The 24,215-nt window shown below is 67.9% G+C and carries 21 protein-coding genes; 12 read left to right on the top strand and 9 right to left on the bottom strand.

Annotated features, from left to right (window positions below):
* Positions 1-92: 92 nt before the first annotated feature.
* Positions 93-662 carry a dihydrofolate reductase family protein gene (locus Pka01_RS35330; protein WP_203887338.1) on the bottom strand — a complete coding sequence of 190 codons (570 nt, stop codon included), beginning with the start codon at positions 660-662 and terminating at the stop codon, positions 93-95.
* Between the two features lie 222 nt (positions 663-884).
* On the opposite strand from Pka01_RS35330, the gene Pka01_RS35325 reads away from it, so the two are divergent.
* The 5 genes from Pka01_RS35325 to Pka01_RS35305 all read left to right on the top strand — a co-directional run bounded on the left by Pka01_RS35325 (position 885) and on the right by Pka01_RS35305 (position 7,051).
* Positions 885-1,358, top strand: coding sequence for a carboxymuconolactone decarboxylase family protein (locus Pka01_RS35325; protein ID WP_203887337.1), 474 nt, complete (start codon positions 885-887; stop codon positions 1,356-1,358).
* A gap of 156 nt (positions 1,359-1,514) precedes the next feature.
* Positions 1,515-2,438 (top strand): RNA polymerase sigma-70 factor, encoded by a 924-nt coding sequence (locus tag Pka01_RS35320; RefSeq protein ID WP_203887336.1) that lies wholly within the window; start codon positions 1,515-1,517, stop codon positions 2,436-2,438.
* Positions 2,439-2,580: 142 nt separating this feature from the next.
* Positions 2,581-4,878 carry an esterase-like activity of phytase family protein gene (locus Pka01_RS35315; protein WP_203887335.1) on the top strand — a complete coding sequence of 766 codons (2,298 nt, stop codon included), beginning with the start codon at positions 2,581-2,583 and terminating at the stop codon, positions 4,876-4,878.
* Between the two features lie 209 nt (positions 4,879-5,087).
* Positions 5,088-6,362, top strand: coding sequence for an SMI1/KNR4 family protein (locus Pka01_RS35310; RefSeq protein ID WP_203887334.1), 1,275 nt, complete (start codon positions 5,088-5,090; stop codon positions 6,360-6,362).
* A gap of 116 nt (positions 6,363-6,478) precedes the next feature.
* The gene (locus tag Pka01_RS35305) at positions 6,479-7,051 is read left to right on the top strand and encodes a flavoprotein (protein WP_203887333.1); all 573 of its coding nucleotides are present in this window, start codon (positions 6,479-6,481) and stop codon (positions 7,049-7,051) included.
* A 55-nt stretch (positions 7,052-7,106) separates the two neighbouring features.
* On the opposite strand, the gene Pka01_RS35300 is transcribed toward Pka01_RS35305, so the two are convergent.
* Positions 7,107-8,057: an AraC-like ligand-binding domain-containing protein gene (locus Pka01_RS35300; RefSeq protein ID WP_203887332.1), complete on the bottom strand. Its 951-nt coding sequence runs from the start codon at positions 8,055-8,057 to the stop codon at positions 7,107-7,109.
* A gap of 200 nt (positions 8,058-8,257) precedes the next feature.
* The gene (locus Pka01_RS35295; RefSeq protein WP_203887331.1) at positions 8,258-8,455 is read right to left on the bottom strand and encodes a hypothetical protein; all 198 of its coding nucleotides are present in this window, start codon (positions 8,453-8,455) and stop codon (positions 8,258-8,260) included.
* Positions 8,456-8,901: 446 nt separating this feature from the next.
* On the opposite strand from Pka01_RS35295, the gene Pka01_RS35290 reads away from it, so the two are divergent.
* On the top strand, positions 8,902-10,287 hold the full coding sequence (locus Pka01_RS35290; RefSeq protein ID WP_203887330.1) for a DUF4241 domain-containing protein: 1,386 nt from the start codon (positions 8,902-8,904) through the stop codon (positions 10,285-10,287).
* A 221-nt stretch (positions 10,288-10,508) separates the two neighbouring features.
* On the opposite strand, the gene Pka01_RS35285 is transcribed toward Pka01_RS35290, so the two are convergent.
* The 3 genes from Pka01_RS35285 to Pka01_RS35275 all read right to left on the bottom strand — a co-directional run bounded on the left by Pka01_RS35285 (position 10,509) and on the right by Pka01_RS35275 (position 15,149).
* The gene (locus tag Pka01_RS35285; protein WP_203887329.1) at positions 10,509-10,925 is read right to left on the bottom strand and encodes an SbtR family transcriptional regulator; all 417 of its coding nucleotides are present in this window, start codon (positions 10,923-10,925) and stop codon (positions 10,509-10,511) included.
* Positions 10,926-11,027: 102 nt separating this feature from the next.
* On the bottom strand, positions 11,028-14,081 hold the full coding sequence (locus tag Pka01_RS35280; protein ID WP_203887328.1) for an ExeM/NucH family extracellular endonuclease: 3,054 nt from the start codon (positions 14,079-14,081) through the stop codon (positions 11,028-11,030).
* A gap of 432 nt (positions 14,082-14,513) precedes the next feature.
* Positions 14,514-15,149, bottom strand: a complete 636-nt coding sequence (locus Pka01_RS35275) for a cysteine hydrolase family protein (RefSeq protein WP_275414529.1) — start codon at positions 15,147-15,149, stop codon at positions 14,514-14,516.
* Between Pka01_RS35275 and Pka01_RS35270 the strand changes: the two genes are divergently transcribed.
* The 5 genes from Pka01_RS35270 to Pka01_RS35245 all read left to right on the top strand — a co-directional run bounded on the left by Pka01_RS35270 (position 15,136) and on the right by Pka01_RS35245 (position 19,436).
* Complete coding sequence (locus Pka01_RS35270) at positions 15,136-15,483, top strand: hypothetical protein (protein ID WP_203887326.1); 348 nt, start codon at positions 15,136-15,138, stop codon at positions 15,481-15,483. The two genes, Pka01_RS35275 and Pka01_RS35270, sit on opposite strands and share 14 nt — an antisense overlap.
* Positions 15,484-15,589: 106 nt before the next feature.
* Positions 15,590-16,366: an LLM class F420-dependent oxidoreductase gene (locus Pka01_RS35265; RefSeq protein ID WP_239115915.1), complete on the top strand. Its 777-nt coding sequence runs from the start codon at positions 15,590-15,592 to the stop codon at positions 16,364-16,366.
* 228 nt (positions 16,367-16,594) lie between these two features.
* Positions 16,595-17,521, top strand: a complete 927-nt coding sequence (locus Pka01_RS35255; RefSeq protein ID WP_308442314.1) for a helix-turn-helix domain-containing protein — start codon at positions 16,595-16,597, stop codon at positions 17,519-17,521.
* A 2-nt stretch (positions 17,522-17,523) separates the two neighbouring features.
* Positions 17,524-18,546 (top strand): helix-turn-helix domain-containing protein, encoded by a 1,023-nt coding sequence (locus Pka01_RS35250; RefSeq protein WP_203887323.1) that lies wholly within the window; start codon positions 17,524-17,526, stop codon positions 18,544-18,546.
* Between the two features lie 185 nt (positions 18,547-18,731).
* Positions 18,732-19,436 carry an alpha/beta hydrolase gene (locus Pka01_RS35245; protein WP_203887322.1) on the top strand — a complete coding sequence of 235 codons (705 nt, stop codon included), beginning with the start codon at positions 18,732-18,734 and terminating at the stop codon, positions 19,434-19,436.
* A 451-nt stretch (positions 19,437-19,887) separates the two neighbouring features.
* Here the strand turns inward: Pka01_RS35245 and Pka01_RS35240 are convergent, their stop codons facing one another.
* The 3 genes from Pka01_RS35240 to Pka01_RS35230 form a co-directional block, all read right to left on the bottom strand.
* Positions 19,888-20,268, bottom strand: coding sequence for a VOC family protein (locus tag Pka01_RS35240; RefSeq protein WP_203887321.1), 381 nt, complete (start codon positions 20,266-20,268; stop codon positions 19,888-19,890).
* 80 nt (positions 20,269-20,348) lie between these two features.
* Positions 20,349-21,404 (bottom strand): methyltransferase, encoded by a 1,056-nt coding sequence (locus tag Pka01_RS35235; protein WP_203887320.1) that lies wholly within the window; start codon positions 21,402-21,404, stop codon positions 20,349-20,351.
* Positions 21,405-21,560: 156 nt separating this feature from the next.
* Positions 21,561-22,481, bottom strand: coding sequence for an NADP-dependent oxidoreductase (locus Pka01_RS35230; protein ID WP_203887319.1), 921 nt, complete (start codon positions 22,479-22,481; stop codon positions 21,561-21,563).
* 396 nt (positions 22,482-22,877) lie between these two features.
* On the opposite strand from Pka01_RS35230, the gene Pka01_RS35225 reads away from it, so the two are divergent.
* Entirely contained in the window at positions 22,878-23,852 is a 975-nt protein-coding gene (locus Pka01_RS35225; RefSeq protein ID WP_239115894.1) for a GlxA family transcriptional regulator, read from the top strand.
* Positions 23,853-24,215 lie beyond the last annotated feature (363 nt).

The following is a 24,215-nucleotide window of genomic DNA, read 5'->3' as shown; positions in this document are numbered from 1 at the left end:
ACTCATCCAACATCCCCTCGACGGAGGCGACAGGCCTCGTTGGAAATGAAATCAGGGCAGTGTCCGCTCCGCATACGCCGTGCCGCAGGCCGTTACTTCACGATCCGGAACCGCAGGTGCGTGACCGCGTCGGAGGCGACCACCTGCGTGCGCATCAACTCGATGTGGCCAAGGTCTTCCAGCAGCCGGCTTCCAGAGCCCAGCACGACCGGTACCAGGTTGATCAGCAACTCATCCAGCAGTCCGCCACGCAGGAACTGCCGTCCTGTCTGGGCACCCATCACGATCACGTCCTTGTCGCCGGCAGCGTCCCGTGCGGTCTTCAGGGCAGCCTCGATGCCGTCGGTGACGAAGGTGAACGTCGCGCTCCTCATGACGAGTTCGTCGCGGGACCGGTGGGTGAGCACGACGGTCGGTGCCGGATAAGGGGTGTCCTGCCAGTGCGGCAGGCCGACGTCGAACGTGCGCCTGCCGACCACTACCGCGCCGACCGAAGCGGACATCGAAGCGAGGACCTCCTTGTCTCGCGGGTCGGGCTGGTCGGTGAACATCCACTCGTGCAGTCGCATGCCGCCCTTACCCATGGGATGCTCCGCACCGATGTCTGGACCGGCGACGAATCCGTCCAACGACATGCTCTTGTACAGCACCACGGCGCCCATTGAGACCTCCTGAACGTTGTCCTCAGGAGTTGGACCACCCGGCCTCCCACAACTCATCGGCGCAGAGTGGGAGCGGACTCCGCAATCCGGAATCCGCAAAGTCCGCCCCTGCCGGCCGGGCTCGGCGGCCGGGAGACGCAGGTCGTATTTCGTCCATGTCACAGGGGGGCGGGCTACCCCGTCTCAGGGGTGTAGCCACCGACGACCACAAAGGAGCACACCATGGACGCGCGACTGAACTACTTCGCCGACCCGACCGCCGGCAAGGCCCTCAAGCACTTCATGTCGGCAGGCAGGGCGCTCAAGGACTCGACGCTGCCGGCCGCCACTCAGGAGCTGGTGGCGCTTCGCGTCAGTCAGATCAACGGCTGCGCCGTCTGCATCGACATGCACACCAAAGAGGCCGCCGCTGCCGGCGAGACCCCGGTGCGGCTGAACCTGGTCGCGGCGTGGCGGGAGGCCACGGTCTTCACCGCGGCCGAGCGTGCCGCGCTGGAGCTGGCGGAAAAGGGAACCCGGGTCGCGGACGCGGCCGGTGGGGTCAGCGACGAGGTGTGGGCGTACGCCGCCAAGCACTACAACGAGGAGCAGCTCACCGCCCTGGTGATCCTGATCTCCTTCATGAACACGGTGAACCGGCTGAACATCATCACCCGTCAGCCGGCCGGCGACTACGAGCCCGGGCAGTTCCACTGAACGGCATCAGCGACTGGCTCGGGATCCGGACGCGGGCTCCGGGCCCCCGGGCTCGGGGGCGTTACTGTGGCCTGCCGATGGTCCGGATGATCACAGGAGATGCCTGCGCCGGCACGTACGGCCGGGTGGGCGGGCTTCAAGGGGAGGGGACTGGGCGTGAGCAAGGTCGAGGAGTTCGAGGAGCTGCGCCCGCTGCTGTTTTCGATCGCCTATCGGATTTTGGGCAGTGTGGGTGAGGCCGAGGACGCGGTCCAGGAGACATGGCTGCGCTTTGACGGCTCGGCGACTCAGCCCACGTCGACCAAGGCTCTTCTGTCGGCCGCGGTGACGCGGATCTCGATCGATGTGCTGCGCTCCGCGCGGGTGCGGCGGGAGCAGTACGTGGGCCCGTGGTTTCCCGAGCCGCTGCTGAGCGATCCGTATCAGGATCCGGCGCGGTCGGTGGAGCTGGCCGACTCGGTGTCGATGGCGGCGCTGCTGCTGCTGGAGCGGCTCAGCCCGCTGGAGCGGGCGGTTTTTGTGCTGCGGGAGGTGTTCGGCTTCGGGTTCGACGAGGTCGCCGCGGCGGTCGGGCGGTCGGAGGCGGCGTGCCGGCAGCTGCTGGTTCGGGCCCGGCGGCATATGGAGGCCGGGCGGCCGCGCTTCGAGGCGGTCCGCGAAGAGCGGGAGGAACTGGCGTCGCGGTTCTTCGACGCCCTCCGCGAAGGCGATGTCGCCGGCCTGCGGGAACTGCTCGCCGCCGACGTATCGATGGTCGGCGACGGCGGCGGCAAGGCCCCGCAACTGGCCAGGGCTGTCATCGGCGCCGAGAACGTGGCCCGGCTGCTTGCCTCCGTCTTCCCCCAGATGGCCCGGATCGACGTGACGTTCGAGCCGCACGAGGTGAACGGCCAGCCGGGCGCGATCTTCCGCGACCGGGATGGCAAGGTGCTCCACACCCTGGCGCTCGATGTACTCGACGGGCAGATCCAGACGATCCGCTCGGTGATCAACCCGGACAAGCTTCGGCACGTGGGCCCAGTAGCGGACGCCTGGGCAATCGACCGCGAAGTACGACGGGCACGCAGGCCCACGGAATGACCGCAACAGCCGACCAGAAGCCGCCGCTCAGGGACGCCCCGATGACGGGGATGATCTTCGGCGACTGTTCACCTGGGTGCCGCATGGAGATTGCCCGCAGATGTGACGATCGTGTCTCCCATGTGAGCGTAACGGAGAGTCGATGTCACCCAAGAGAACCTACGCCGCGCTGTCGGCTGCGGCCGTCGCTGCCGTCACGCTGGTCGGTACGAGTCCGGCGAGTGCCCACTCGCATGTGCCGCCGGCCTTCCAGCGCACGGCCACGTATCCGGTCTTCCAGAACCGGCCGGCCGGTGAGGGCCCTGCCTCGGCGACCGTCGCCGAGATCTCGGCAGTCAGCGAGGACGGCCGGACCCTGATCTACACCGACGCGCTGGCCCGGCGGATCGGCTTCCTCGACATCAGCAAGCCCGGCAGCCCGCGTGGGCTCGGCACGCTGTCGCTGGCCGCGCTCGGCGACGCCGAGGACGAGCCGACCTCGGTGGCCGTGTTCGGCCAGTACGTCCTGGTCGTGGTGAACACCAGCGCCGGCTACTCCACCCCGTCGGGGCGGCTCGACGTCATATCGCTGCGCGACCGCAAGCGGGTCACCAGCTTCGACCTCGGCGGTCAGCCGGACTCCATCACGATCTCCAAGGACAAGCGGTACGCCGCCATCGCGATCGAGAACGAGCGCGACGAGGAAGCGACCCCGCCCGGGGGCGAGGAGGGCGACCTGCCTCAGGCCCCGGCCGGTTTCGTGCAGATCGTCGACTTCAAGGGCTCGTCGCCGCAGCAGTGGCGCACCCGGGCCGTGCCGCTGACCCGGTCCAACGGCACCGCGCTGCCCGTGCTGGCCGACGGCGGAATCGTCGAGCCCACCGACCCGGAGCCGGAGTACGTCTCCATCAGCAGCGGCAACCAGTTGGCCGTGACGCTGCAGGAGAACAACGGCATCGTCCTGGTGGACCTGCCGACGGGCCGGATCACCAAGGCCTTCAGCGCCGGCACGGACACGGTCCACGGCATCGACACCGTCGATGACGGCGTGATCGACCAGACGGGCTCGATCACCGACGTGCGGCGCGAGCCCGACGCCATCAGCTGGATCGACGACCGCTACCTCGCCACCGCCAACGAGGGCGACTGGAAGGGCGGCACCCGGGGCTGGTCCATCTTCGACAGCCGCACCGGCAAGGTCGCCTGGGACGCGGGCAACAGCTTCGAGCGGATCGCCGTCCGCTATGGCCTGCACAACGAGGACCGCGCGGGCAAGAAGGGCACCGAGCCGGAGGGTGTGGTCGTCGCCACCTTCCACGGTGTGCGGTACGCCTTCGTCGGCTCCGAGCGGAGCAACTTCGTCGCGGTCTACGACCTGAGCCGGCCGACCAGCCCGGTTTTCCGCCAGGTGCTGGCCACCACCAACGGCCCCGAGGGACTGCTGCCGATCCCGTCGCGCGACCTGCTCGCGGTCTCCAGCGAGGAGGATGACGCCACGGTCAACGTGCGGGCCTCGGTGAGCCTGTTCCAGTTGGGCAAGGGCACCCCCTCGTTCCCGAGCATCGTGTCGGCCTCGGACTCCTCCGGCGCGCCGATCGGCTGGGGCGCGCTCGGCGCGCTGTCCGCCGTCCCCGGCGAGTCGCACGAGCTGTACACCGTCACCGACGCGGCGTACTCCGTCACCAAGATCATGACCATCGACACCTCGCGCCAGCCGGCGGTCATCACTCGGGCGCTCACCGTCAAGGACGCCGGCGGCAAGCCGGTCGGCTACGACGCCGAAGGCATCTTCGGCCGGCCCCAGGGCGGCTTCTGGCTCGCCGTCGAGGGTGCCACCGGCGCCGGCAACGAGCTGGTCAGGCTCGACCGCGATGGCGTGACCCGGCAAGTCGTCCCGCTCCCGGCGGACGTCGCCGCGGGCCTGGCCAAGCAGGGCTTCGAAGGCGTCACCGCCACCACCGACCGCAACGGCCGTGAGATCGTCTGGGCCACCCTGCAGCGCGAGGTCACGGGCGACCCGGCCGGGATCGTCCGGCTCGGCCGCTACGACGTGCAGGCCGGCACCTGGAGCTGGTACGGCTACCAGATCGGCACCACCGACACCCCCGGCGACTGGATCGGCCTGTCCGAGATCACCGCGGTCGGCGACAAGCTCGCCCTCATCGAGCGGGACAAGCTGAACGGCCCGGCCGCCAAGATCAAGCGTGTGTACACGGTCGACATGCCGAAGTCCGCCGCCCCGTCAGGCTCGCTGCAGGTCCTGCCCAAGCGGCTCGCCCACGACGTGCTCCCCGACCTGCGCGCGACGGACGGCTGGACCCAGGAGAAGCTCGAAGGGCTGACCGTGGGCGGCGACGGCCAGGTCTACGCCGTGACGGACAACGACGCCCTGACTGACGCGACCGGCGAGACGGTCTTCCTCCGCCTCGGCTCCAGCAAGAAGATGTTCGGCCACCACTGAACCATCGCGGCGCTCGCCCGAGCAGCCGCAGACAGCTGAATCCCGAACGGCCGCCGGCACATCGCCGGCGGCCGTCCGCATGCCGTCCGCATGCCATCCGCGGCGTGCGTCGAGGAGCGGCCGGGGCCCGATCGGCGGGCCGGCGCTACCGCTGGTGCGCGGGCAGGATCTTCCTGAAACGTCGTAGGGCGATGGCAAACTCACCAGTCATGGACGCGAATGCTCACCTCGGCCTCCTTTCTCGTGTGGAAGCCGACCCGATCGAGGTTGATTGGGAGGTGGTGGAGTCTCACGTCGGCATCGCGCTGCCCTCGGACTACAAGGCTCTCGCTGCCTACGGCCCGCTCGACATCGGCGACTTCGTCTGGCTGTACACGCCATGCGTTCAGGAGTACGAGTTCAACCGGCTCGGCGCCTTTGACTACGTCGGGTGGTTGCAGGAGACGCACCGCCACTGCCGCATCGCCGCGCGAGACGTACCGCCGCACGCGCCGCCGCCATTCCACCCCCTGGAAGGTGGGCTGCTCGCCTGGGGAAGTACGCGACGCAGCTCTTACCTGTTCTGGGACACCTCCGCGTCCGAGGATCCGGACCGATGGCCCGTCGTGGTCTTCGAACAGGACTCCGCCCTCAAGGGCGAAAACCCCTGGCTCACCCTCGACACCCCCCTGCTCGAGACCTTGACGCTCATCCTCAGCGAGGGGATCCGTCTGCCGAGCGGCCAGATGCTCGGCCCGCTTCCGCCGACTGCGCGCAGGACCGCCTTCCTACGGGCGGCCACGCCCTGGACCCCAGCCGAGAAGTCGCCCGAACGGGTCCCGGAAAACGAGCGCCGGGCCGCACTCACCGAGGGAGCCGGCCTCGCAGCTCTCCGCCTCCTTGCCCCGCCGCCCGAAGATCCCTACCTCGGCGAGCTCACCTGGGAAGAGGTGTTCGCGGCCCTCGGTACGCGGCTGCCGTCCGAGTACGTCGAGCTGATGGACGTCTACGGAACCGGCTGCTTCAGCAGCTGGATGCGGTTCGTCGCACCCCTGCGCGGCGACCGGTACGGTCTCATCCAGACGGCGTCCGTGGTCAGCGACGGCTACCGCGACCTCCGAGAATCGTTCCCTGAGAACTATCCACTGGCCGCCTGGCCGGAGCCCGGAGGCTTCCTGGCGTTCGCCAACTCCATCGACGGCGACGAACTCGGATGGCTGACCCAGGGAGACCCCGACCAATGGCCGGTCATCGTCTACCCGCGCCACGCTGACCAGGGCTCGCCGCTGCCCGGTACTCTCACCGAGACCCTCCTCGACTGGATGCGCGGCCGCCTCGAAGAAGCAGGCTTCGCGGCCCTCGACCCGGACGACGACCCGCTCGAGTTCCTCGGATTCGTCCCGAACACCGCCGACGACTTCGCCGAGCTGGAACGAGAACTCCGGGAGTGGCAGAGCCGATTCACGGCTGACACACCGGAGCCACCAGCGCAAGGGACCGCGTGACCGCACCTCGTGTGGCGGCTCGGTGACGAAGTCGCCTCCGATGCCCTGGCACGACTGGTCAGTTGCCTTGGCACGGTCGGTCACTCGCTCCTCGGATGGGGTTTTAGCGTTCGGGTATGAGTGATACCGAAGTTTCCTCTTTTGGTGGCCGCCTGCTGATCGGTGCCACCGGCTCAGCCGCGGTCGCGTCGCTTCCGACGTACATCAGTGCGCTGCGCACCGCGTTCACCGGCACCGTCACGGTGCTGATGACACATACAGCAGCCACTTTCCTCCCGCCGCATACGGTCGCCCTCTTCGCGGACAGGGTGGTGACCGGCGCGACGGCCGCCGCATGGCCGCGAGACAACCATGCGACCCTGGCTGCGCAACACGACCTGATGGCGGTACTGCCCACGACAGCCAACATGCTCTCCGTGACCGCGACCGGCGGCGCACCGAATCTGCTGTCCACCACCATCCTGGCTGCGACCTTTCCCGTCGTGTTCTTTCCGGTGATGACCGGCGAGATGTGGGAGAGCCCTGCGGTCACGCGCAATGTCCGGCAGATCCGCGAGGACGGATATCACGTCGTCGACCCGTCGTGGGGGTCGCGCTACGACGTCGCGCTCGGCGAGTTCGTCAAGAGCCCCATGCCGCCGGCGCCGCCGCGGTTCATCGAGGTGATCAGGGACCTCATGCCGTCCTGATGACCCGCCGGCGGCGAGGCGATCCGCGCGCCGCGGGACCTTCGGTGTGACGCGCTCAACCCACCCCGCTCCCGCCGGATCGGTAGGTTCCCGGCGTGATGCCCGTCACGGCCTTGAATGCCCGGTGCAGCTGAGCCTCGCCGCCGAAGCCGCACTCGTGTGCCACCACTGTCAGAGGGCGGCCAGGAGCAGCCCGAAGGATCTGCTGGGCACGGGCGACTCGCAGACGGCGGATCAGTGCGGTGAGTGACTCCCCGTCGGCCGCCAGGGCGCGGAACAAGGTGCGCTTGGAGAGGCCGCAGCCCGCGGCCACCGCAGCGGCGTCCAGGTACGGATCATGGACGTGGCGGCGTACGAACCGATGGACTCGCTCGCGCGTCAGGGCGGCGGCCGAGGCGTTCGTCGGCGTCTCGCCGGCAGTCCAGTCCAGTGCCGAGTCCAGCAGTGCGACCGCATGGGGGACAAGGGCGGCTGCGGCTTTCGGGTTCAGGCTCTGCTGGCGGTTCAGGCCCAGGAGGAAATCGGTGACCAGCCGGCCGGGTCCGGTGGCGCTCAGTTCCACCGCTGTCGATTCGGGGAGTGAGCGCCGCGGCAGCAACGACCGTGGAACCTTGACGACCAGTTGGGAGAAGGCGCCGGAAAAGCTCAGCGAGTACGGACGGCTGCTGTCGACGAAGGCCATCGCCCCGGCGGAGAGCGCAGTGACCCGGCCGTTCTGACGCACCTGGGCCTGGCCCTCGATCTGGATGTTGGCCAGCACGAAGTCCTCGTGATCGCGGGCGATCATACGACGGGTCCTGGCTACCTGCTGGGCGAACGAGGACACCACCGTGAAGCCGATCCCGTCCAGAACGGCGTGATCGACCCGACCCTCGAAGTGCACGTCTGCCGAAGGCCGTACGGACACCCCCACGAAGGCCTCACAGATGGCGTCGGACCAGTAGCCGAAAGCGTCTGTGTCCCCGACATCCGCAGTAGACCAGGCATTGCGTACGAACTCCTCCACCCCTGGAATGATGCATCAGCGCAGGTAAGGCCTTCCGTTCGGGGCCAGACACCCGCGGTATGGCTTCATCTCGGCGCCTGCCGGCCGAGGCTCCTCGGCCTGACCGCGCGGTTGGCCGTCTTACCGGCTGTGGCCGACCATGTCGCGGACGACGTCTGCCGCCGGAACATCGCCCGCCCCCTTGATGGAGGTCGTCGGCATTACGGGCCATGGCTGTCGAGGCAGATGCCGCATGCTCGGTAGCCGGCCGCCTCAGCCAGGGCAGCGGACGCGAACCGGTGGACCTCATGCAAGGTGTGGTCCTGGGTCTCCCCACTGGCCAGGCCTGCACGAAGCGCCCAGCAGTCCTCGCCTGCGTGATAGACGTCGCCGGCGCCGGTGGCTATCAACTCGTCCATGGCTGGTCTCCTCCTATGCCGAGAGGCCCGGCACTCAGGCCGAGTATCTGCCTGTGCGTCTTCTCCGGCATCCCACTTCGGGGAAGACCAGACCATCGTGCGGTCGCCGCCTCGGGCGGCGTTCAGGCACAGCCTGTATTCGCACACGTCCTGTGTCCTGCTTCGGTTGATGCTTGCCACTGCGGCCTCGGTGGCCGGAGGCCCCATGGGATCATGACGTCGTGACCCAGCACGACGCCGGCGACGCTCGGGCGAACCGGGCCCGAGGAACTCCAGATCGTGGGGGCATGGGAAGTCTGCGGAAGTACCGTTCGGCGGGCGGGGCTTTCCGTCGCCGGCGATCCGGTCTGGTGTTCCTGACCTGCCTAGCGTTGGTAAGCGGTCTGTCGCTGTCGGCGGATACTGTCCGGATCGGCTGGTCAGTGAACGGAAGGGCGGAGCAGAGCGTGGCCGAGGAAAGCACGGTCGAGCTCACCTACTGCGCGGGATGGGATCCGCAGGCCCGCAAGTGTGTTGGCGCGATGAGTGTGGAGAGGGCGCGGAAGCGAGATTCGGCAGGGGATCCTTACGCGGTGCTGCTCACCGCAGGCGCGCAGCCCAGGGCGCTGCTGCAGATCGACTGGGGGCGCCATTACCTCGGCCTGTTCCTCTTCGACGAGCACGGCCGCCGCGACCGTGCGTATGACTACCGCGAACTCGAGCCGGGCCTACTGCATCTGCGCCAATACGAGCAGTGGCGCTACGCATCTGCGGACGAGTCGGAATTCCCCGAGCGCGGCTGGCACTTCACCCTCACGGCCCAGCCGGACACCGACAGAGCCAATGTGGAACTGGACCATGATGGCCTGTTCCAGACCACCCACGCCATCCCTGAGCGGCACCGCACCCTGCGCAGGGCCCCGTTCGGCGACTGGACGGCGTACGCGGACGGCCCGATGCTCGGTTTCAAACGCAGTGCCGGCGACGTGACGCTCGTACCCGCCAGGCACAAGGAAGACCAGGGGCACCGGGAGGCCGTGACGCCGCTGTGGAAGGCTCCGTCGGGTCTACGACCACGCAATCTGAACGCGCTGTTCACGCCGGGCAGTCGCTTCTCAGACACCGAGTTGGGCGTCGCGATCGTTACCGAACCCGAACCCGCCGGAATGTTGCGGCTGCCTACCGGCGCGGTGATCGCCGCCGACCCCGGCACCCTCTACAGCAGCGACGAGCCGTTCACGGTGATGGTCCCGGCTGGGAACTACCCTGTGCTGATCGCCGGGATGCGGTGGGAGAGCGAAGCCTGGAACGAGACGACCGCCGCGATGGTGCGGATCCACGACAAGCCCACCGCGAGCTGGGAACTCGCGGTCCGTCCCGGGCAGGACATACGGCTGCTCGGTGACGGCGAGTTCTACGGCTTCGGAGTGGACAGCGGCATGGGCGCATTCCTGGACGCGTCAGGGCGGGACGTTCTCGCCGCAGCGTACGAGCAACGGCAACAGGGCGACGACGCCTGGGACCATGACACGGCGCTGGAGGCCGCCGACCCGGCCACCGGCACCAATCTGATCGCCTATTCGAGCGGGAGAGGCGACGGCTCCTATCCGGTCTGGATCGGCCGCACCGCCGACGGCGAGGTCACCTGCCTGGTGGCCGACATGCTCATCCTCCATGACATGAAGCCCCTGCCGCCCACCGCACCCGACACGGCCGTCTTCCGCACCTCCACCCCGACGGGCGGCAGCGTGCGGCCGGAGCCGAAGCCGGCAGACCCCGAGTCGACCGCCGAGTTCCTGGCCGGCGTCGCTGCCGACCTCGAGGCCATGAAGGAACAGTTCGGCCGTCGCTGACGCACCGCTCGCGGGGGTGTAGGCCGACACACCGGCCCAGCCCGCAGCATCGGTTACCCGTGGTTCACGGATCCGGCCACCCGGGCCCTGTACCATCCCGACGATCACGCGCTGCACTGCCGCGTCTTCGCCTCCGGGCTCCGCAGATTGGTCACACTTCGCGGGCCCGACATCTCACTTCGCGGACGCTGCCGAACGCGTGAAGACCATCACCACCGACCTCACCGCACGGCGGTTCTCAGCCCGTCCATGGTGAGGTCGAGGAGGCGTTCTGCCTGCTCGCGTTGCTCGGACTTGCCGGACGCGAGGGCGATGCCGGTGAGAGCGGCGAACATGTCGGTCGCGGTGATGTCCGGCCGGATGGTCCCGGCCTTGACGCTGGCGTCCAGGAGTGAGGTCAGGGCGGCCGGCATCATCTCGTGACTCTGGGCGTACGGGTTGACGCCCGATTCGACGAGGGCGCGCAGCGCGTCGGCCATGCCCAGTTTCGCGGTCGCGTAGTCGATGAAGCGGCCCATCCACGCGCGCAGGGCCTGGTGTGGCGGCATCGTGGCCAGCAGGTCGGGGGCGGAGTCGCACAGCTTGACCATTGAGCAACCGGCCGAGGTCGACGTGAACGAGGTCGTCGTCCGGCCCACCGCGCAGAGCTGAACCCTCTCTCCAGTGGACCGACCACCCGGAATGCGACAGGGCCGCCTTCGATCTGCATCGGAAGGCGGCCCCGTCTTCATTGCCTCTGGTCAGCTGACGGGCTGCCAGGGGCCGTAGGGCTGGCCGGGCGCCTGGTTACGGGTCCACCACTGCGCCTTGTACTTCTTGTCCTTGTAGATGACGACGTCGCCGGTGTTGAAGACCCGGGACGGGGTCCAGATGGCGGTGCCGTCGGCCGCGGTCTGCATCTGCTCCCAGGGGCCGTTGGGGTCGCCCGGCTTCTGGTTCTGCGTCCACCACATGGCCTGCCAGGTCGAGCCCTGGTACGTCACCGTGTCGCCGTTGTTGTAGACCTTCGAGGCGACCCAGGCCGGAGCGGTGGGCGTGACCGGAAGGTTCAGCCCGACGATCACCGGGTCGTGGTCGGAGGCCGCGAAGGGGTCGGTGCCGTTGAACAGCTGGGTGGCGTTGTAGTTGTAGCGGCTGTAGCCGTAGGCCACGGACTCCTGCGCGTTGATCTGCCACACGTCCGCGCCGGTCGCCATCGCCTTCGCGGCCGGGCTGGCCAGCACGTGGTCGAGGGAGCCCTGCAGGCCGTTGAAGGAGTACGTCGACTCCGACGGGTCGAACATGCTGCCCAGGTCGGTGTATCCGGCGGCGTACAGGACCTGCATCGGGTCCTCGTGCGTGTAGGCGTTGAAGTCGCCGAGCAGGAAGATCCGGTCGGTGCCGAGGCCGGTCGCCGCCTGCGACGCGAACGCGGAGAGGTCCTGGGCCTGGCGGACCCGGGTCGCGTTGTACGCGCCCTGGTCGACGGCCGGGGACGAGGTGTCCTCGATGTCGCCGTCGTAGAGCGGGGTGCCCGCACCCTTCGACTTCAGGTGGTTGGCCACGACGAGGAACGCGTCCTTGTCGGTGGCGCCGGCCTTCTTGAAGCCCTGGGCCAGCGGCTGACGGGCGATCGAGAACGGCTGGCCTGGGCCGGAGTCGCCGGTCAGCACGGTCGACGGTCCGACCAGGGCGACGTCGGCCGGCTTGTAGATGAAGGCGGTACGGATGACATCCTGCTGGGACAGCGGCGGCAGCTTGTCGGCGGACGGCGACGGCGCGTAGGCCCAGACGTTCGAGCCGGCGGCCGCGTTGAGCGCGTCGACGAGGCCGGCCAGCGCGGTGTCCCGCGGCTCACCGAACTTGACGGAGTTCTCGATCTCCTCCAGCGACACGATGCTCGCGCCGAGCCGGTTGATACCGGTGACGATCTTCGCCTGCTGGCGGGCGAAGTTGGCGTCGTCGGCCGCGCCGCGCGGGCCGGAGCCGCCGTCCGTGCCGGTGCACGTGTTGACCGCGATCCGGTTGCCCTGCCGGTCCGTGTAGTACGTGCAGGTGCCCAGTCCCTTGGCGACGTAGTCCTCGCCGGTCATGGGGAAGTAGTTCTCGACGTTGAACGTGGCCAGGCGGACGTCGCCGCTGACGGCCGCCGGCCGCTGGTTGCCGGTACGGAGGTCGCTGAAGGTGGCGACCGCCGAGCCGTCGTCGGTGACCTGCTGCCTCGGCTGGAAGTTCCACAGCGAGAACCGGTACTCGAGGATCACCGGCTCGTGGAAGGTGACCTTCGAGCCCACCGTGACCGGGTGGGTCGTGGTCAGCCACGGCAGCGGAACGTTGCGGGAGTTGCCGGTGCTGTAGTTCGTGCTGGAGCCGTCGTCGAGCGTCACCATCCGGGCGGCGTTGTCGGCCGCGACGGCCTTCGCCTCGGCGCTGCCCGCGGTTCCGGCGTCGGTCGGCTGGCGCAGCGGCTTGTCGCCCGCGGCCAGCGTGAAGGAGCCGTAGAAGTTCGCGTCGTAGTTGTCCGACACCGTGAAGTCGCCCTGCGGGGTGATCAGCTCACCCTCGTGCGCCTCCTTCGCGGCGTCGGTCGCCAGGTCCGACCACGTGATCTGGTCCGGGACGACGGCCGGCAGCGCGGTGGCGAGCTTGGTCACCGTCGGGAACTGGATCTCGGTCTCGCCCTGGAACTCGGTGACCTCGCCGGTCACCTGGACGCTGTCGCCGATCGTGACCTGGCCGGCCGACGCCGACCCGTAGACGAACACCGCGTCGGAGGCGTCCGGGGTCTTGTCGTCGGCCTTGGTGCCGCCGGCGCCGCCGGTCTCCAGGAAGAAGCCGTTGAAGCCGCCGGTCGCGTAGACAGCGGTCACGACACCCTCGGTCGTGACGGTCTGCCCATTGTACGGCGAGGTATCGGTGTTCGTGCCCTGGATCGACGCGATCGGGGTGATGGTCGAAGCGGCCTCGGTGACTTTGAAGCCGAAGGTCGCCGAACCGGTCGCACCGGTCGAGTCGGCGGCGGTCACCGTCACCGACGACGTGCCGGCCGAGGTGGGAGTGCCCGAGACGGTGCCGTCCGAGGAGATCGTCAGCCCGGCGGGCAGTCCGGTCGCCGTCCAGGTGTACGGCGCGGTGCCGCCGGAGGCCTGCAGGTCGATCGGTGTGATCGCCGTGCCGGAGACGGCGCTCTGCGCGCCGGGGCTCGTGACCGTGATCGTCCCGGTGCCGCCACCGGGGTTCCCGGCGTCGGAGGCGGCGTTCTGGGGGTTCGGCGCGGCGACGTGGAAGTCGGCGGCGTTGTCATCGGTGTCCGCGCCGTCCGCGCCACGCTGGTAGCTCAGGGTCAGCGAGTTACCCGTCGGAGCGTTCGCCTCCGGAGAGTTGCTGGTTCCCCATCCGATCTTGTCGATCACCGTGCTGTCGGTGGGAAGCACACCCGAGGTGCTGGCGGCGATGAACAACGTGCCGCCGCCCGCGCCCGGGTTGACGCTCCCGCCGGTGCTCAGGTCGGGCGTGGGCAGCGGTGCACCAGGGTTGGTGCTCGCGTTGTTGCTCGGCAACTGGATGAGGAAGTGGCCGTGGCCGGCGACCGTCCCGGAAAGCGGGAACACCTGCGAACCGCTCGGGACCACGGTGCTCGTGGGCGCACGGTACTGGAGGGTGTCGCCGGTGAGGGAGATGGCGTTCGACGTCGGGTTGTAGAGCTCGACGAACTTGTTGAGGTAGCTCGCGCCGGACGAGCCTCCGTTGACGTAGGTCTCGCTGATGACCAGACCGGTCCCGGCTGAATCGGCGGACGCCGGGGCGGTGAACAACGAGCAGGCGGCGCCTGCCGTCGACAGTGTTAAAGCGGCGATGCTGAGTCGCCGGAAAAGCGGCGTAGACAAAGACCGCACCTCCAAATGGATCGCTTGCGTGCTGTGGTCCGCTGTCTCAGCAGGGCCAGCAGAGCAGGCTAAGCGGCGGTCTTTGATCGCATGCGGACGGAATCTGAACGGCGTGTTACGGGGGGCTGGGGATCTGGGGCCGCATTGTGGGGCGGTTCCGACCGCGCCGGTCTCGCCGGCCGCTCATGCCCATCAGAAGTACGGCATGGGAGTACTACTTCCGTGCTCCTGGAGTCGGGGACCTACGTGGTGGACCCGGAACCTTCCGCCCGCCGCGGCGGCCGTGGAGGAGGGCGGTGCGGAGGAGGTCGGTGCGGAGGAGGCGACAGCCTATGGCGTGTACGCCCGGCAGGCTTGCCTTCAGCCAGAATGGACGCTCTTGTCACTCGCGGCGAGGAACTCCTCGACGTCGAGCGTGGCATGGGAGATCAACCGGTAGCGCTCCACCATCGCCTCGTGGGCGGCCTCGCCACCGATGGTGGCAGTGGCGTCGGTGAACGTCGTCACGTGGTAGCCGCGCTCCATCGCACTGCGCGCCGTCGACTCCACGCACAGGGTCCCGATCATCCCGCCGATCGCGACGTACTCGACGCCGTGCTGACGTAGCTGGACGTCGAGATCGGTGTTCGCGATCACGTCGATGTTCTTGTGCGGGATGATTGTGATCTCGCCGGGACGCGGCCTCAGCCGAGGATGGAAATCAGCGCCCCAACTGCCGGCCTCGAACATCCGCTTCGTATACATCTCCTGGTGGATGCCGGACAGGTGCTTCCAGGTCGTGAAGTCCTCTTCGGTGTAGGACATCGGGCAGAAGAAGATCGGCATCTGTCGCTCACGTGCCCCGGCGAGCAGGCGTACGAGGTTCTCCAGAACGCCGATCCGCGCGAACTCCTCCTTGAAGAGGGGATAGCCTTTTCCGTTCTCGGAAAAGATATCGTTCACGGTGTCAATCAGGACCAAACCCGTTGCCTTCGGTTCATATATGAAGCGCGACATGGCGTGTCCTCATGGTTTCGATATCGCAAATTCCAGTGATTCCCATCATGCACATGCACTGTCTGCAGCACTGTTCCCCCGGGAGCCGCCCGAGAACGCGTTCTCGGTAAAGTGTCGTCGTCGCGCCGGTTGTGCTCGGGTCGATGATTTCGCCCTCAAACGCCCGCACCGGTACGGAACAATCTCGCTGGACATGGCCACCGGCAAGGCGATCGACCTGCTGGACGGGCAGGGACGCAGAACCCCTGGCCACGTGCCCGAAGGCTCATCCCGGAGCCGCGGCGAGCTGCCGGGAGGACTGCGCGCTGCGCCGGTTCTGCGTCGAGTGGTGTGACTTTCGGCTCACCCTGGTAATCGGCGGGCGCGGGGAGCGTGCTTCACTCATAAACATGAAGGTTGGTGTCACGACGTTCACGACGGACGAGGGCATCCGGCCCGCCGTGCTGGCCAAAGCGTTGGAGGAGCGCGGTTTCGATTCGCTTTTCCTGCACGAGCACAGCCATGTTCCAGTGAAGCGAGAGACGCCGTTCATCATGGGTGGCGAGTTGCCTCGGGTGTATTACCGAACGCTCGACCCATTCGTCACATTGACGGCGGCCGCGACGGTGACCGACAACCTGCTGCTGGGAACCGGAGTGGCTCTGCTGGCCCAGCGCGATGTGATTCAAACCGCCAAGGAGGTCGCCAGCCTGGACCTGGTGTCAGGCGGCCGGGTGATCTTCGGCGTGGGCACGGGCTGGAACCGTGAGGAGATGCGCAATCACGGTACGGATCCGCGCACGCGGGGCACGCTGCTGAACGAACAGCTGGGCGCGATCAAGGAGATCTGGACCAAGGAGAAGGCCGAGTTCCACGGCGAGTGCGTCGACTTCGACCCGATCTACTCGTGGCCCAAGCCGGTACAACGCCCGCATCCGCCCATTTACATCGGTGGCGACGGCCAGGCGGCCCTGGCCAGGGTGGCGGCGCACGGCGATGGTTGGATGCCGCACTCGGTGGACGACCCGGCCCAGGCCCGGCCCCAGTTGAACCGGTTGGCGGAGGTCGACGGGGACGTGCCGGTGATTGTGGCGTCCGTGCCCCCCAGCGCCGAACTCGTCGCCGCCTACGCGGAGGCGGGGGCCGACCGGGTGGCACTCACACTGCCGACCGAACCCGAGGCCGAGACTTTGCGCCTGCTGGACGCGTTCGCCGCGTTCGTCAGCGACTATCGCTAGCGGCTGCGGCGATCTCGGCGAGCGTGTTGATCGCCCGGCCGAAGGGCTGTCGGGCTGCGAAGGATTTCGTTCCCTGCCCTGCTCCAGGTGGACGTAGTAGTCGGTGCTGACCCCGGCCAGCATGGCGACTTCCTCTCGCCGCAATCCGGGTGCGTCGAAGCCCAGGAGGCAAGGCTTTGCGCGAGATCTTTGCCAGACCGCCGACCCGGGCGCGTCGGGGGCTACGACATGACGCGAAGCCCGCGAGTCGCCCGCGGCAGAGGTCGTTGCATGCGTTTGACCCGGTACTTCCTAGCATGGAGAGGGATGGATAGTTCGCTGGGAGAGTTCCTCCGTGCTCGTCGCCGGCTCGTCACCCTTGATCAGGCGGGGTTGACCCGTACGGGTGGCCTTCGCCGGACTCCGGGGTTACGCCGCGAGGAGATCGCGATGCTGGCCGGTGTCAGCGTCGATTACTACTCGCGGCTGGAGCAGGGACGGGAACGCAACCCTTCGGATCAGGTGCTCCGCGCACTGGCGCGGGCCCTGCGGCTCGATGCCGCGGCCACTGAGCACCTGTACGCGTTGGCGCACCCGCTGGTATCTGCGAACAAGGGTGTCTGTGAGGCCGATCAAGTCAGCACACACGTGCTGCGCCTCATCGAGAACATGGAACCCATGTCGGCGTTCGTGGTGAACCACCGGTTGGACATACTGGCCACGAACCGGGTCGCCCACGCCATCTTCGAGGGGTTCGAGTACAACACGAATCTCATCCGGCTCACCTTCCTCGACCCGGGGGCACACGAGTTCTGGCGGAACTGGGACGAGGAGGCCGTGGGCAACGTGGCCCACCTGCGAGCCGCGGCGGGCGCGAACCATGACGACCCAGCCCTGCGAGAGCTCATCGAAGAGCTCTCGCGCGGAAGTGATGAATTCCGCCGCCTATGGGAACGCCACGACGTACAGGTCAGGACCTCGGGATTCATACGCCTGTACCGAAGTGAAGTCGGCGAGTTCGACTTGTGGCATGAGGCGTTGCGCTGCGAGAGCGTCCCTGATCTGCGGATCTTCAGCGCCGCACCCGAACCCGGCAGCCCGTCCGAGAGCAATCTGGCCAGGCTGTGCGCAGCCAAGCAGGCTGATGCGACTTCAAAGAACGAGCACGCAACCTGATCATGAAAAGATTCGACGTGGGGTCCCTGCCTCCAAATGATCGTGCGGAGGCGATCCGTGAAGTCTCGCGGATGTTGAATGGCCGATCAGAGGTGGAATTTCCTTCGAATCCGGACCGTATCAGGGCCGTCACGACGACCAGCGCGCTGGGCGCGATGGAAATCTCAAGCATCCACTGGAACGTGGCTGCCCTTCGGCGGACCGCCGGGCCGACGACTGATGACGTTGAGCCGCACATTTTCGTCGGTCTTCAGAAATCAGGGGTCTCCCGATTCGCCCAGGGCGGCAGGCAGGCGGAAATACGGCCAGGAGATCTGGTTCTGCTTCAGAACGTGAATCCCTACGATGTCTTCTTTCACGACACCGTGACCACGTTCACCGTTCGTGTCCCCAATCACCTCCTCGGTCTCCCATCGTCCCTGCTCAGCCGGATCACCTCTGTGCGGCTCGGCTTCGAACGCCCGGTTGTGGATACCGCGGCGGCCTTCATCTCCCGGTTGGTCCGCAACCAGGCGACTATCGGCGAGACTGACGCCGGCCTGCTTGCGCAGCCCTGTATCGAATTGATCAGGGCTATGGTCACCACGGGCCTTGGGCGTGACGATCTGGCCAGGGAGCCTCTGCATCACACCCTCCTGCAACGCGTCATGAGTTACATACTTCTCCATCTGGCGGAGCGCGATCTGAGTGCCGAGCGAATCGCCGCCGAGCACCACATTTCCGTGCGCCAGCTCTACCTGACCTTGTCTCAGGCCGGCATCTCACTGGGCGACTGGGTCAGGTCTCAGCGCTTGGAGAAATGCAAACTGGAACTGGCCTCGCCCGCATATCAGTTCACGACGATCGAGGCGATCGCGTATCGGTGGGGGTTCGCCAGCGCGCCCCATTTCAGCCGTGTATTCAAGGCCGCCTACGGTGTAAGCCCCCGCGAGTGGCGCCACGGGAGCCGTCGGCTTCTGACCGGAACAGAGCGCCGGCCGGACTCACTGGAAGCCGTCAAAGAACCCCTTCGAGAAGATCGGTGATGTTCGGGGTGTCGGGCCTTGCACAGGAAGGCAAGGAGCCTTGCACGGCAAGACAAGTTACCGCGCGGTACAAAACCTATATTTGCCGCTGATCCCACGAGGTCACGCCCTTCGGCGTCGGCGGCGGATGTAAGTCGACGGGCGCGACTCCTGGGCCACTTTCCCCAGAGCACTGATGAGGGCCTATGAGCACGCAACCGACACTCCTTCTCGTGCATGGCGCGTATCACCGTCCGTGGGTATGGGACCGGGTGATCGAGCAGCTCCCCGACGTGGACGTGCGCACGGTCGCCTGTCCCAGTAGCGGGAGCGACGTCGCGGCACTCGGCACGCTCCAGGACGACGCCGATACGGTTGCCGCCGCGGTGGCCGCGATCGACGGACCTGTCGTCGTCGTGGCGCACTCCTACGCCGGATCCGTCGTCACCGAGGCGCTGGCCGGAGCGGATGACGTCAAGCGAATCGTCTACCTCGCCGCCGCGATGGTCGACGAGGGAGAGTCCCTGTTGGGAAGCGCGGGCGGTGTGCCGCCGTCCTGGTGGCTGATCAGCAAGGACGAGGGCCCCGAGGGCGGCGTCATCAGGGTGGCCGAGGACGAGGCCAAGGACGTCTTCTACGGTGACGTGGATTCCGACCTCGCCGCGGAGGCGATAGGGAAACTGGTTCCCGCGTCGTACTCCTCGCAGACCGGACCGGTCTCCAGGGCCGCCTGGCACACCATCCCCAGCACTTACATCATCTGCACGGCGGACAACGCCATCCCCCCGTTCGCTCAGGAGGCGATGGCTCAGCGGGCGGAGCGGGTGCATCGCCTGGATTCCTCCCACAGCCCGTTCCTGTCGATGCCGTCGGAGCTGGCGGCGCTGCTCAAGGGTGAACTTGCATCTTGACCGGCGCATGGTCATGCCGTGCGGGTAGGACTCACGCCCGGCATGACCAAGCCGCAAGCCCCGACGATCGGGCACGGACGGTCGGGGATTGCGGCACCTCACTTCAGCTGTGCACGGTCCTGCCGGCGCACCCACTCGAGCACCGTTTCGGCCACCTCCCGCCAGCCTCTGTCGAACACGAGGGAGTGCCCGCCGGCCGGGAACGCGCCGATACTCGGTGTTGGTCCCCCGCCGGTAAAGCGCTGCGGCCTGACGTGCGACGATCTCCGGAACCGTGTGGTCGCGTAGCCCACCTGAACCCCGAAGCCGGTCACCCGCTCCGGTGCTTCCCGTGTCTGTGCCCGCTGCGCCGCCGGCCTTCCCTAGTGTGCTGCGCCAGAAACGATCACCGGGTTTGAACAGACAGAACGCCCCGAGCCGAGCACGGCCGGGGCGTTCGATTGGGAGTGTCCTACTCCGGTTGGGTCAGCTGCTGGACCGACCGGGACAGTAGGCAGAACTCGTTGCCCTCCGGATCGGCCAGCACCACCCAGCTCGCGTCGGACGACTGTCCGACGTCCACTTGTCGCGCCCCCAGCGCCAGCAGGCGGTCGAGCTCGTCGGAGGTCGACAGCCCGTCAGCACGCAGGTCGAAGTGCAAGCGGTTCTTGACCGTCTTGCTCTCGGGTACGGCGAAGATGTCGATCATCGGCCACGACCGCTCGTTGTCGCCGATGGTGATGCCGCCGGGTTCTCGCCCGAGGATGGTCCAGCCGAGCACGGCACACCAGAAATCGGCTACAACGTCAGGGTCGACGGCATCGATCGCGATGACGGCGAGTCGGCTCGGCATTCGCTCATTGTCTCGCCGTGGTCAGCTCGACGTAGACGGGACCCCTGTGGTTCTGCACGCGAGGGCGGCTGAGCCGGTCGTCAGGCGGCCTCGAGTTCTATGATCCAAAGCGCTGAGCGGGTGGGTCGGGCAGAGACCCGACGCCATCCCCCGGCCGTGAACAGGGCGTCGTACTCGTGCAGGTGCCGCTCCCGGCCCCCGTCGGTGACGGACAACATGTTCATGTCCGCCACGGCACCGAAGTCCGGCGTACCGACCTCGCCGAGCACGAGTTCGAAGACGACGGCACGCGCTCCGGGCCGGGCGGCGGCGCGGCAGTTTCGAAGAAGACGAACGCATGCCTCGTCGTCCCAGTCGTGCAGGATCCACTTCAGCAGGTACAGATCCGCTGCGGGCACCTCCTTGAAGAAGTCGCCCTCCATCGCAGTGAAGCGGTTGGAAAGGCCGAGTTCCTTGGCGGCACGGGCCGCCGCGACGGTCACATGCGGCATGTCCAGGACGATGCCGTGCAGTGCGGGATTGGCCTGCATCAGGCCGAGCACGAGCCGGCCGTTGGCACCGCCCACGTCGACGGCCGACGAGACGCCCGAGATGTCGAGAATGGTCGCCGCTTCGGCGGCAACGATCTCGGACATGCTCGACCCGCTGGAGGTGAAGGCGTCGCCCTCCTCCGGATGCCGGGAGAAGTAGGTGAACTGGTCCGTGCCCAGTGCCTTGTACACCTGCGTTCTGCCCTCGCGCACGGCTTCGGGAAGGTGCGCCCAGCTCACCCAGGTCGAGTAGCCCGCCAGGTGGAGGGTGGTGTCGCGCAGTGAACCCGGAACCCCTTCGCGCAGCAGTTCTCCCATCGGGGTGGTGGCGAACCTGCCGTCCCCTTCGTATGCGAGCAGCCCGATCGAGGCGCACGCCCGCATCAGGCGAAAGGTCGTGGCCGGATGGGTGGATGCCCGTTCGGCGACCTCGTCGGCCGTACGTGCCCCGGCGGCGACATGGTCGGCGATCGAGAGGGACGCCGCCGTCCGGACGATCTGGGCCACCGCGTGGCCGTTGATCATCTGGAACAGCCTGCCGAAGTCGCGCTCCTGCTCAAGGGCCGCATCCTCGTGTCCTGGCGCCGTTTCGGGTGGTTTATTCATGATGCTCCGTACGTAATTCACCGGCTGCCGGGATGGGCATCGGCTTCCGTCCGTGTCGTTGGCCACGGAACAGCTGATCTGAGGGGTTGTGCTGCGAAAACCAGGCGGCCGGCCTGGTCTGCCGGCGACTCGCACACTGGTCACGAGCGCTGCGCTTTACTCGTCCGCGACCTGAATGATCGTCTTGCCGGGCGTGCGGCGGTGGCGGGCGAACGCGTCAGCCGTTTCGGAAAGCGGTCGCACGGCGCCGACGATGGGGTTGAGCCGCCCGTCCCGGAGGCGGTGGGCGAGATCGGTCAGCCGGGCGCGGTCGGGTTCGACGACGAAGAAGACGGCTCGTCCGTCCTTGGGCTGCACGGTGGGCGGCATGGCGATGGTGACGAGAGTCCCGCCCGGGCGTACCAGTTCGGTCGATCGCTCGAGGATGCCGCCGCCGATGACGTCGAACACCACATCCACCTCGCCGGCGTGCCGCAAATCGTCGGCGCCCAGGTCGAGGAAGGTCTGCGCGCCGAGGCCGAGCGCGACATCACGGTCGTCGGCTCGTCCGGTGCCGATCACGCGGGCGCCCACCTCTCGCGCGAGTTGGACGGCGATCGAGCCGACGCCGCCCGCGGCGCCGTGAATGAGGACGGTCTGGCCGGTCGTGAGGTGGGCGTGGTCGAACAGGCCCTGCCATGCGGTCAGGCCGGAAATGGGCAGCCCGGCGGCCACGGTGTGATCGATGTCGGCCGCGAGGGGGGCGAGGTTGCGTGCCTCCACCGCGGTGTATTCGGCCAGGGATCCGTCGCGGGCCCAGTCGGTCAGTCCGAACACCCGCTGGCCAACGGTGAGGCCGGTGGTTCCGTAGCCGAGCTCGACCACGACTCCGGACAGCTCGTGCCCGGGGATGCTGGGTGTCCGGTCGCGGCCGGCACGATCGGACCACGTTGCCGGCCAGTCGAGCTCACCGGGGGTGAAGCCCGCGGCGTGTACGCGCACGATGACGTCGTTTTCCGCAGCGTGGGGGTAGGGCACGTCGGTCAGGGTGAGGCCGCAGACACCCGCGTCACGCTCTCGCACGGTGATCGCTCGCATGCTCGAGTCCTTTCAAGAGGGTTCGTCGGTGGTCTGGCGGCTCAGCACGGGGGTGTCCGACTTCTAGGCTCTCCACCGATCGGCGTGCGGCGCCGCCTTCGTCCGGCCAGGAACCACCCATATCTGGACATGGCGAAATCGCAGCCGTGTGCTGACTCTCGTGACGACCCGCACCCCGCCACGGCACGCCGAAGCCACCCGGGGCGGTCGCAGGGGCGGCTTCGGCGCCCGCTGCCGGTTGAGCAACCCCGCCCTGGAGGCACTCCGTGATCTCCGGTGACGGTGTGCTACCAATGAATGGTGTCCATGCCTTCTGCGTCGCCGGACCCGACGGCGGTCGGTGCCGCCGGGTCCGGCCGGTCACCGCGCGGATCCGGCTGCGGAGGGACCGGAGTGGTGAACGCCGCCCCCCATGGCGTCGCGATCCTCGTCTATGACGGAGTGACGTTGCTGGACGTCGCCGGTCCCGCGGAGGTGTTCAAGGAGGCGAACCGGTTCGGTGCCGACTACCGGATCGTGCTGCTGTCGCCGACCGGTGCGGGCGTCACGTCGAACCTCGGGGTCCGGATCGCGGTCGACGGCGCCGTCTCCTCGGAGCCGGCTTTCGACACGTTACTGGTGGCCGGGTCCGACCTCTATCCGCGAGCTCGTGTCCCCGGCGACCTGGCGGACGCCGCGCGGATACCGGCGGCCGTGGCCGGCCGGGTCGCGTCGATCTGCACCGGCGCGTTCGTCCTCGCCGCCGCCGGACTCCTCGACGGCAAGCGCGCGACCACGCACTGGAAGGTCGCGCACGAGCTCGCCGCCCGGTGCCCGACGTGCCGCGTCGATCCCGACGCGATCTACGTTCGCGATGGCGCCACCTACACGTCGGCAGGGGTGACGGCCGGCATCGATCTGGCGCTCGCTCTCGTCGAAGACGACCACGGGCCTGACCTGACGCGTGACGTCGCCCGCGCCTTGGTGGTGTACATGCAGCGTGCGGGCGGCCAGTCCCAGTTCTCCGCACCGCTGCAGGGATCGCCGCCCCGCTCGCCGGCTCTCCGTAAGATCACCGACTTGGTGACGGCGGATCCCTGCGCGGACCACTCGCTCGGTGAACTCGCGAAACACCTCAACGTGAGCACCCGGCACCTCACCCGGCTCTTCCGCGACGAACTGTCCACGACGCCGGCCCGCTACGTGGAGAACATCCGGTTCGACTTGGCCAGGGCTCTGCTCGATCAAGGACACACCGCGACGCAGGCCGCGACTCTCGCCGGGTTCCCCAGTTACGAAAGCATGCGACGGGTTTTCGGCAGGCAGCTGTCGATCAGCCCCGCCGCCTACCAACGCCGGTTCAGTACGGCCCGCCGCGCCAACGTGGGTTAGGCGTAAGCCGGGCGGCGCCGCCGGATCGGCTTCTGGCGATCTCGCTGAAGCTCTGAGCGCGGCACGCTTCCAGCAAGTTCTTCACCTCTCACCTCGGATTCCGCGAGACCCTGATCGACGCGGACTTCATCGCACTGGGCCGCGACGACGCGGCCGTCGACCTCGTCCTGAGGCGGCACGACCCCGAGACGGACCTGCCCGGCCTCCGGCCGACCGGTGTGATCGTGTCGTTCACGATCGAGCTTGTCGAATGGGAGCCGCCGGGCGGCATTTAGCCACCCCGGGGTGCCCGCCGACCAACGGTGGCACCAACCGCCAAACACGACCGCAACACCTGAACAGCCAGAACGCCCCTAGCGATCA

The organism is Planotetraspora kaengkrachanensis, from assembly GCF_016862895.1.
In the GTDB taxonomy this organism is placed as follows: Bacteria; Actinomycetota; Actinomycetes; order Streptosporangiales; family Streptosporangiaceae; genus Planotetraspora; species Planotetraspora kaengkrachanensis.
Note: the sequence above shows the minus strand (reverse complement) of the source record. Positions and strands in the feature narration are given on the sequence as shown.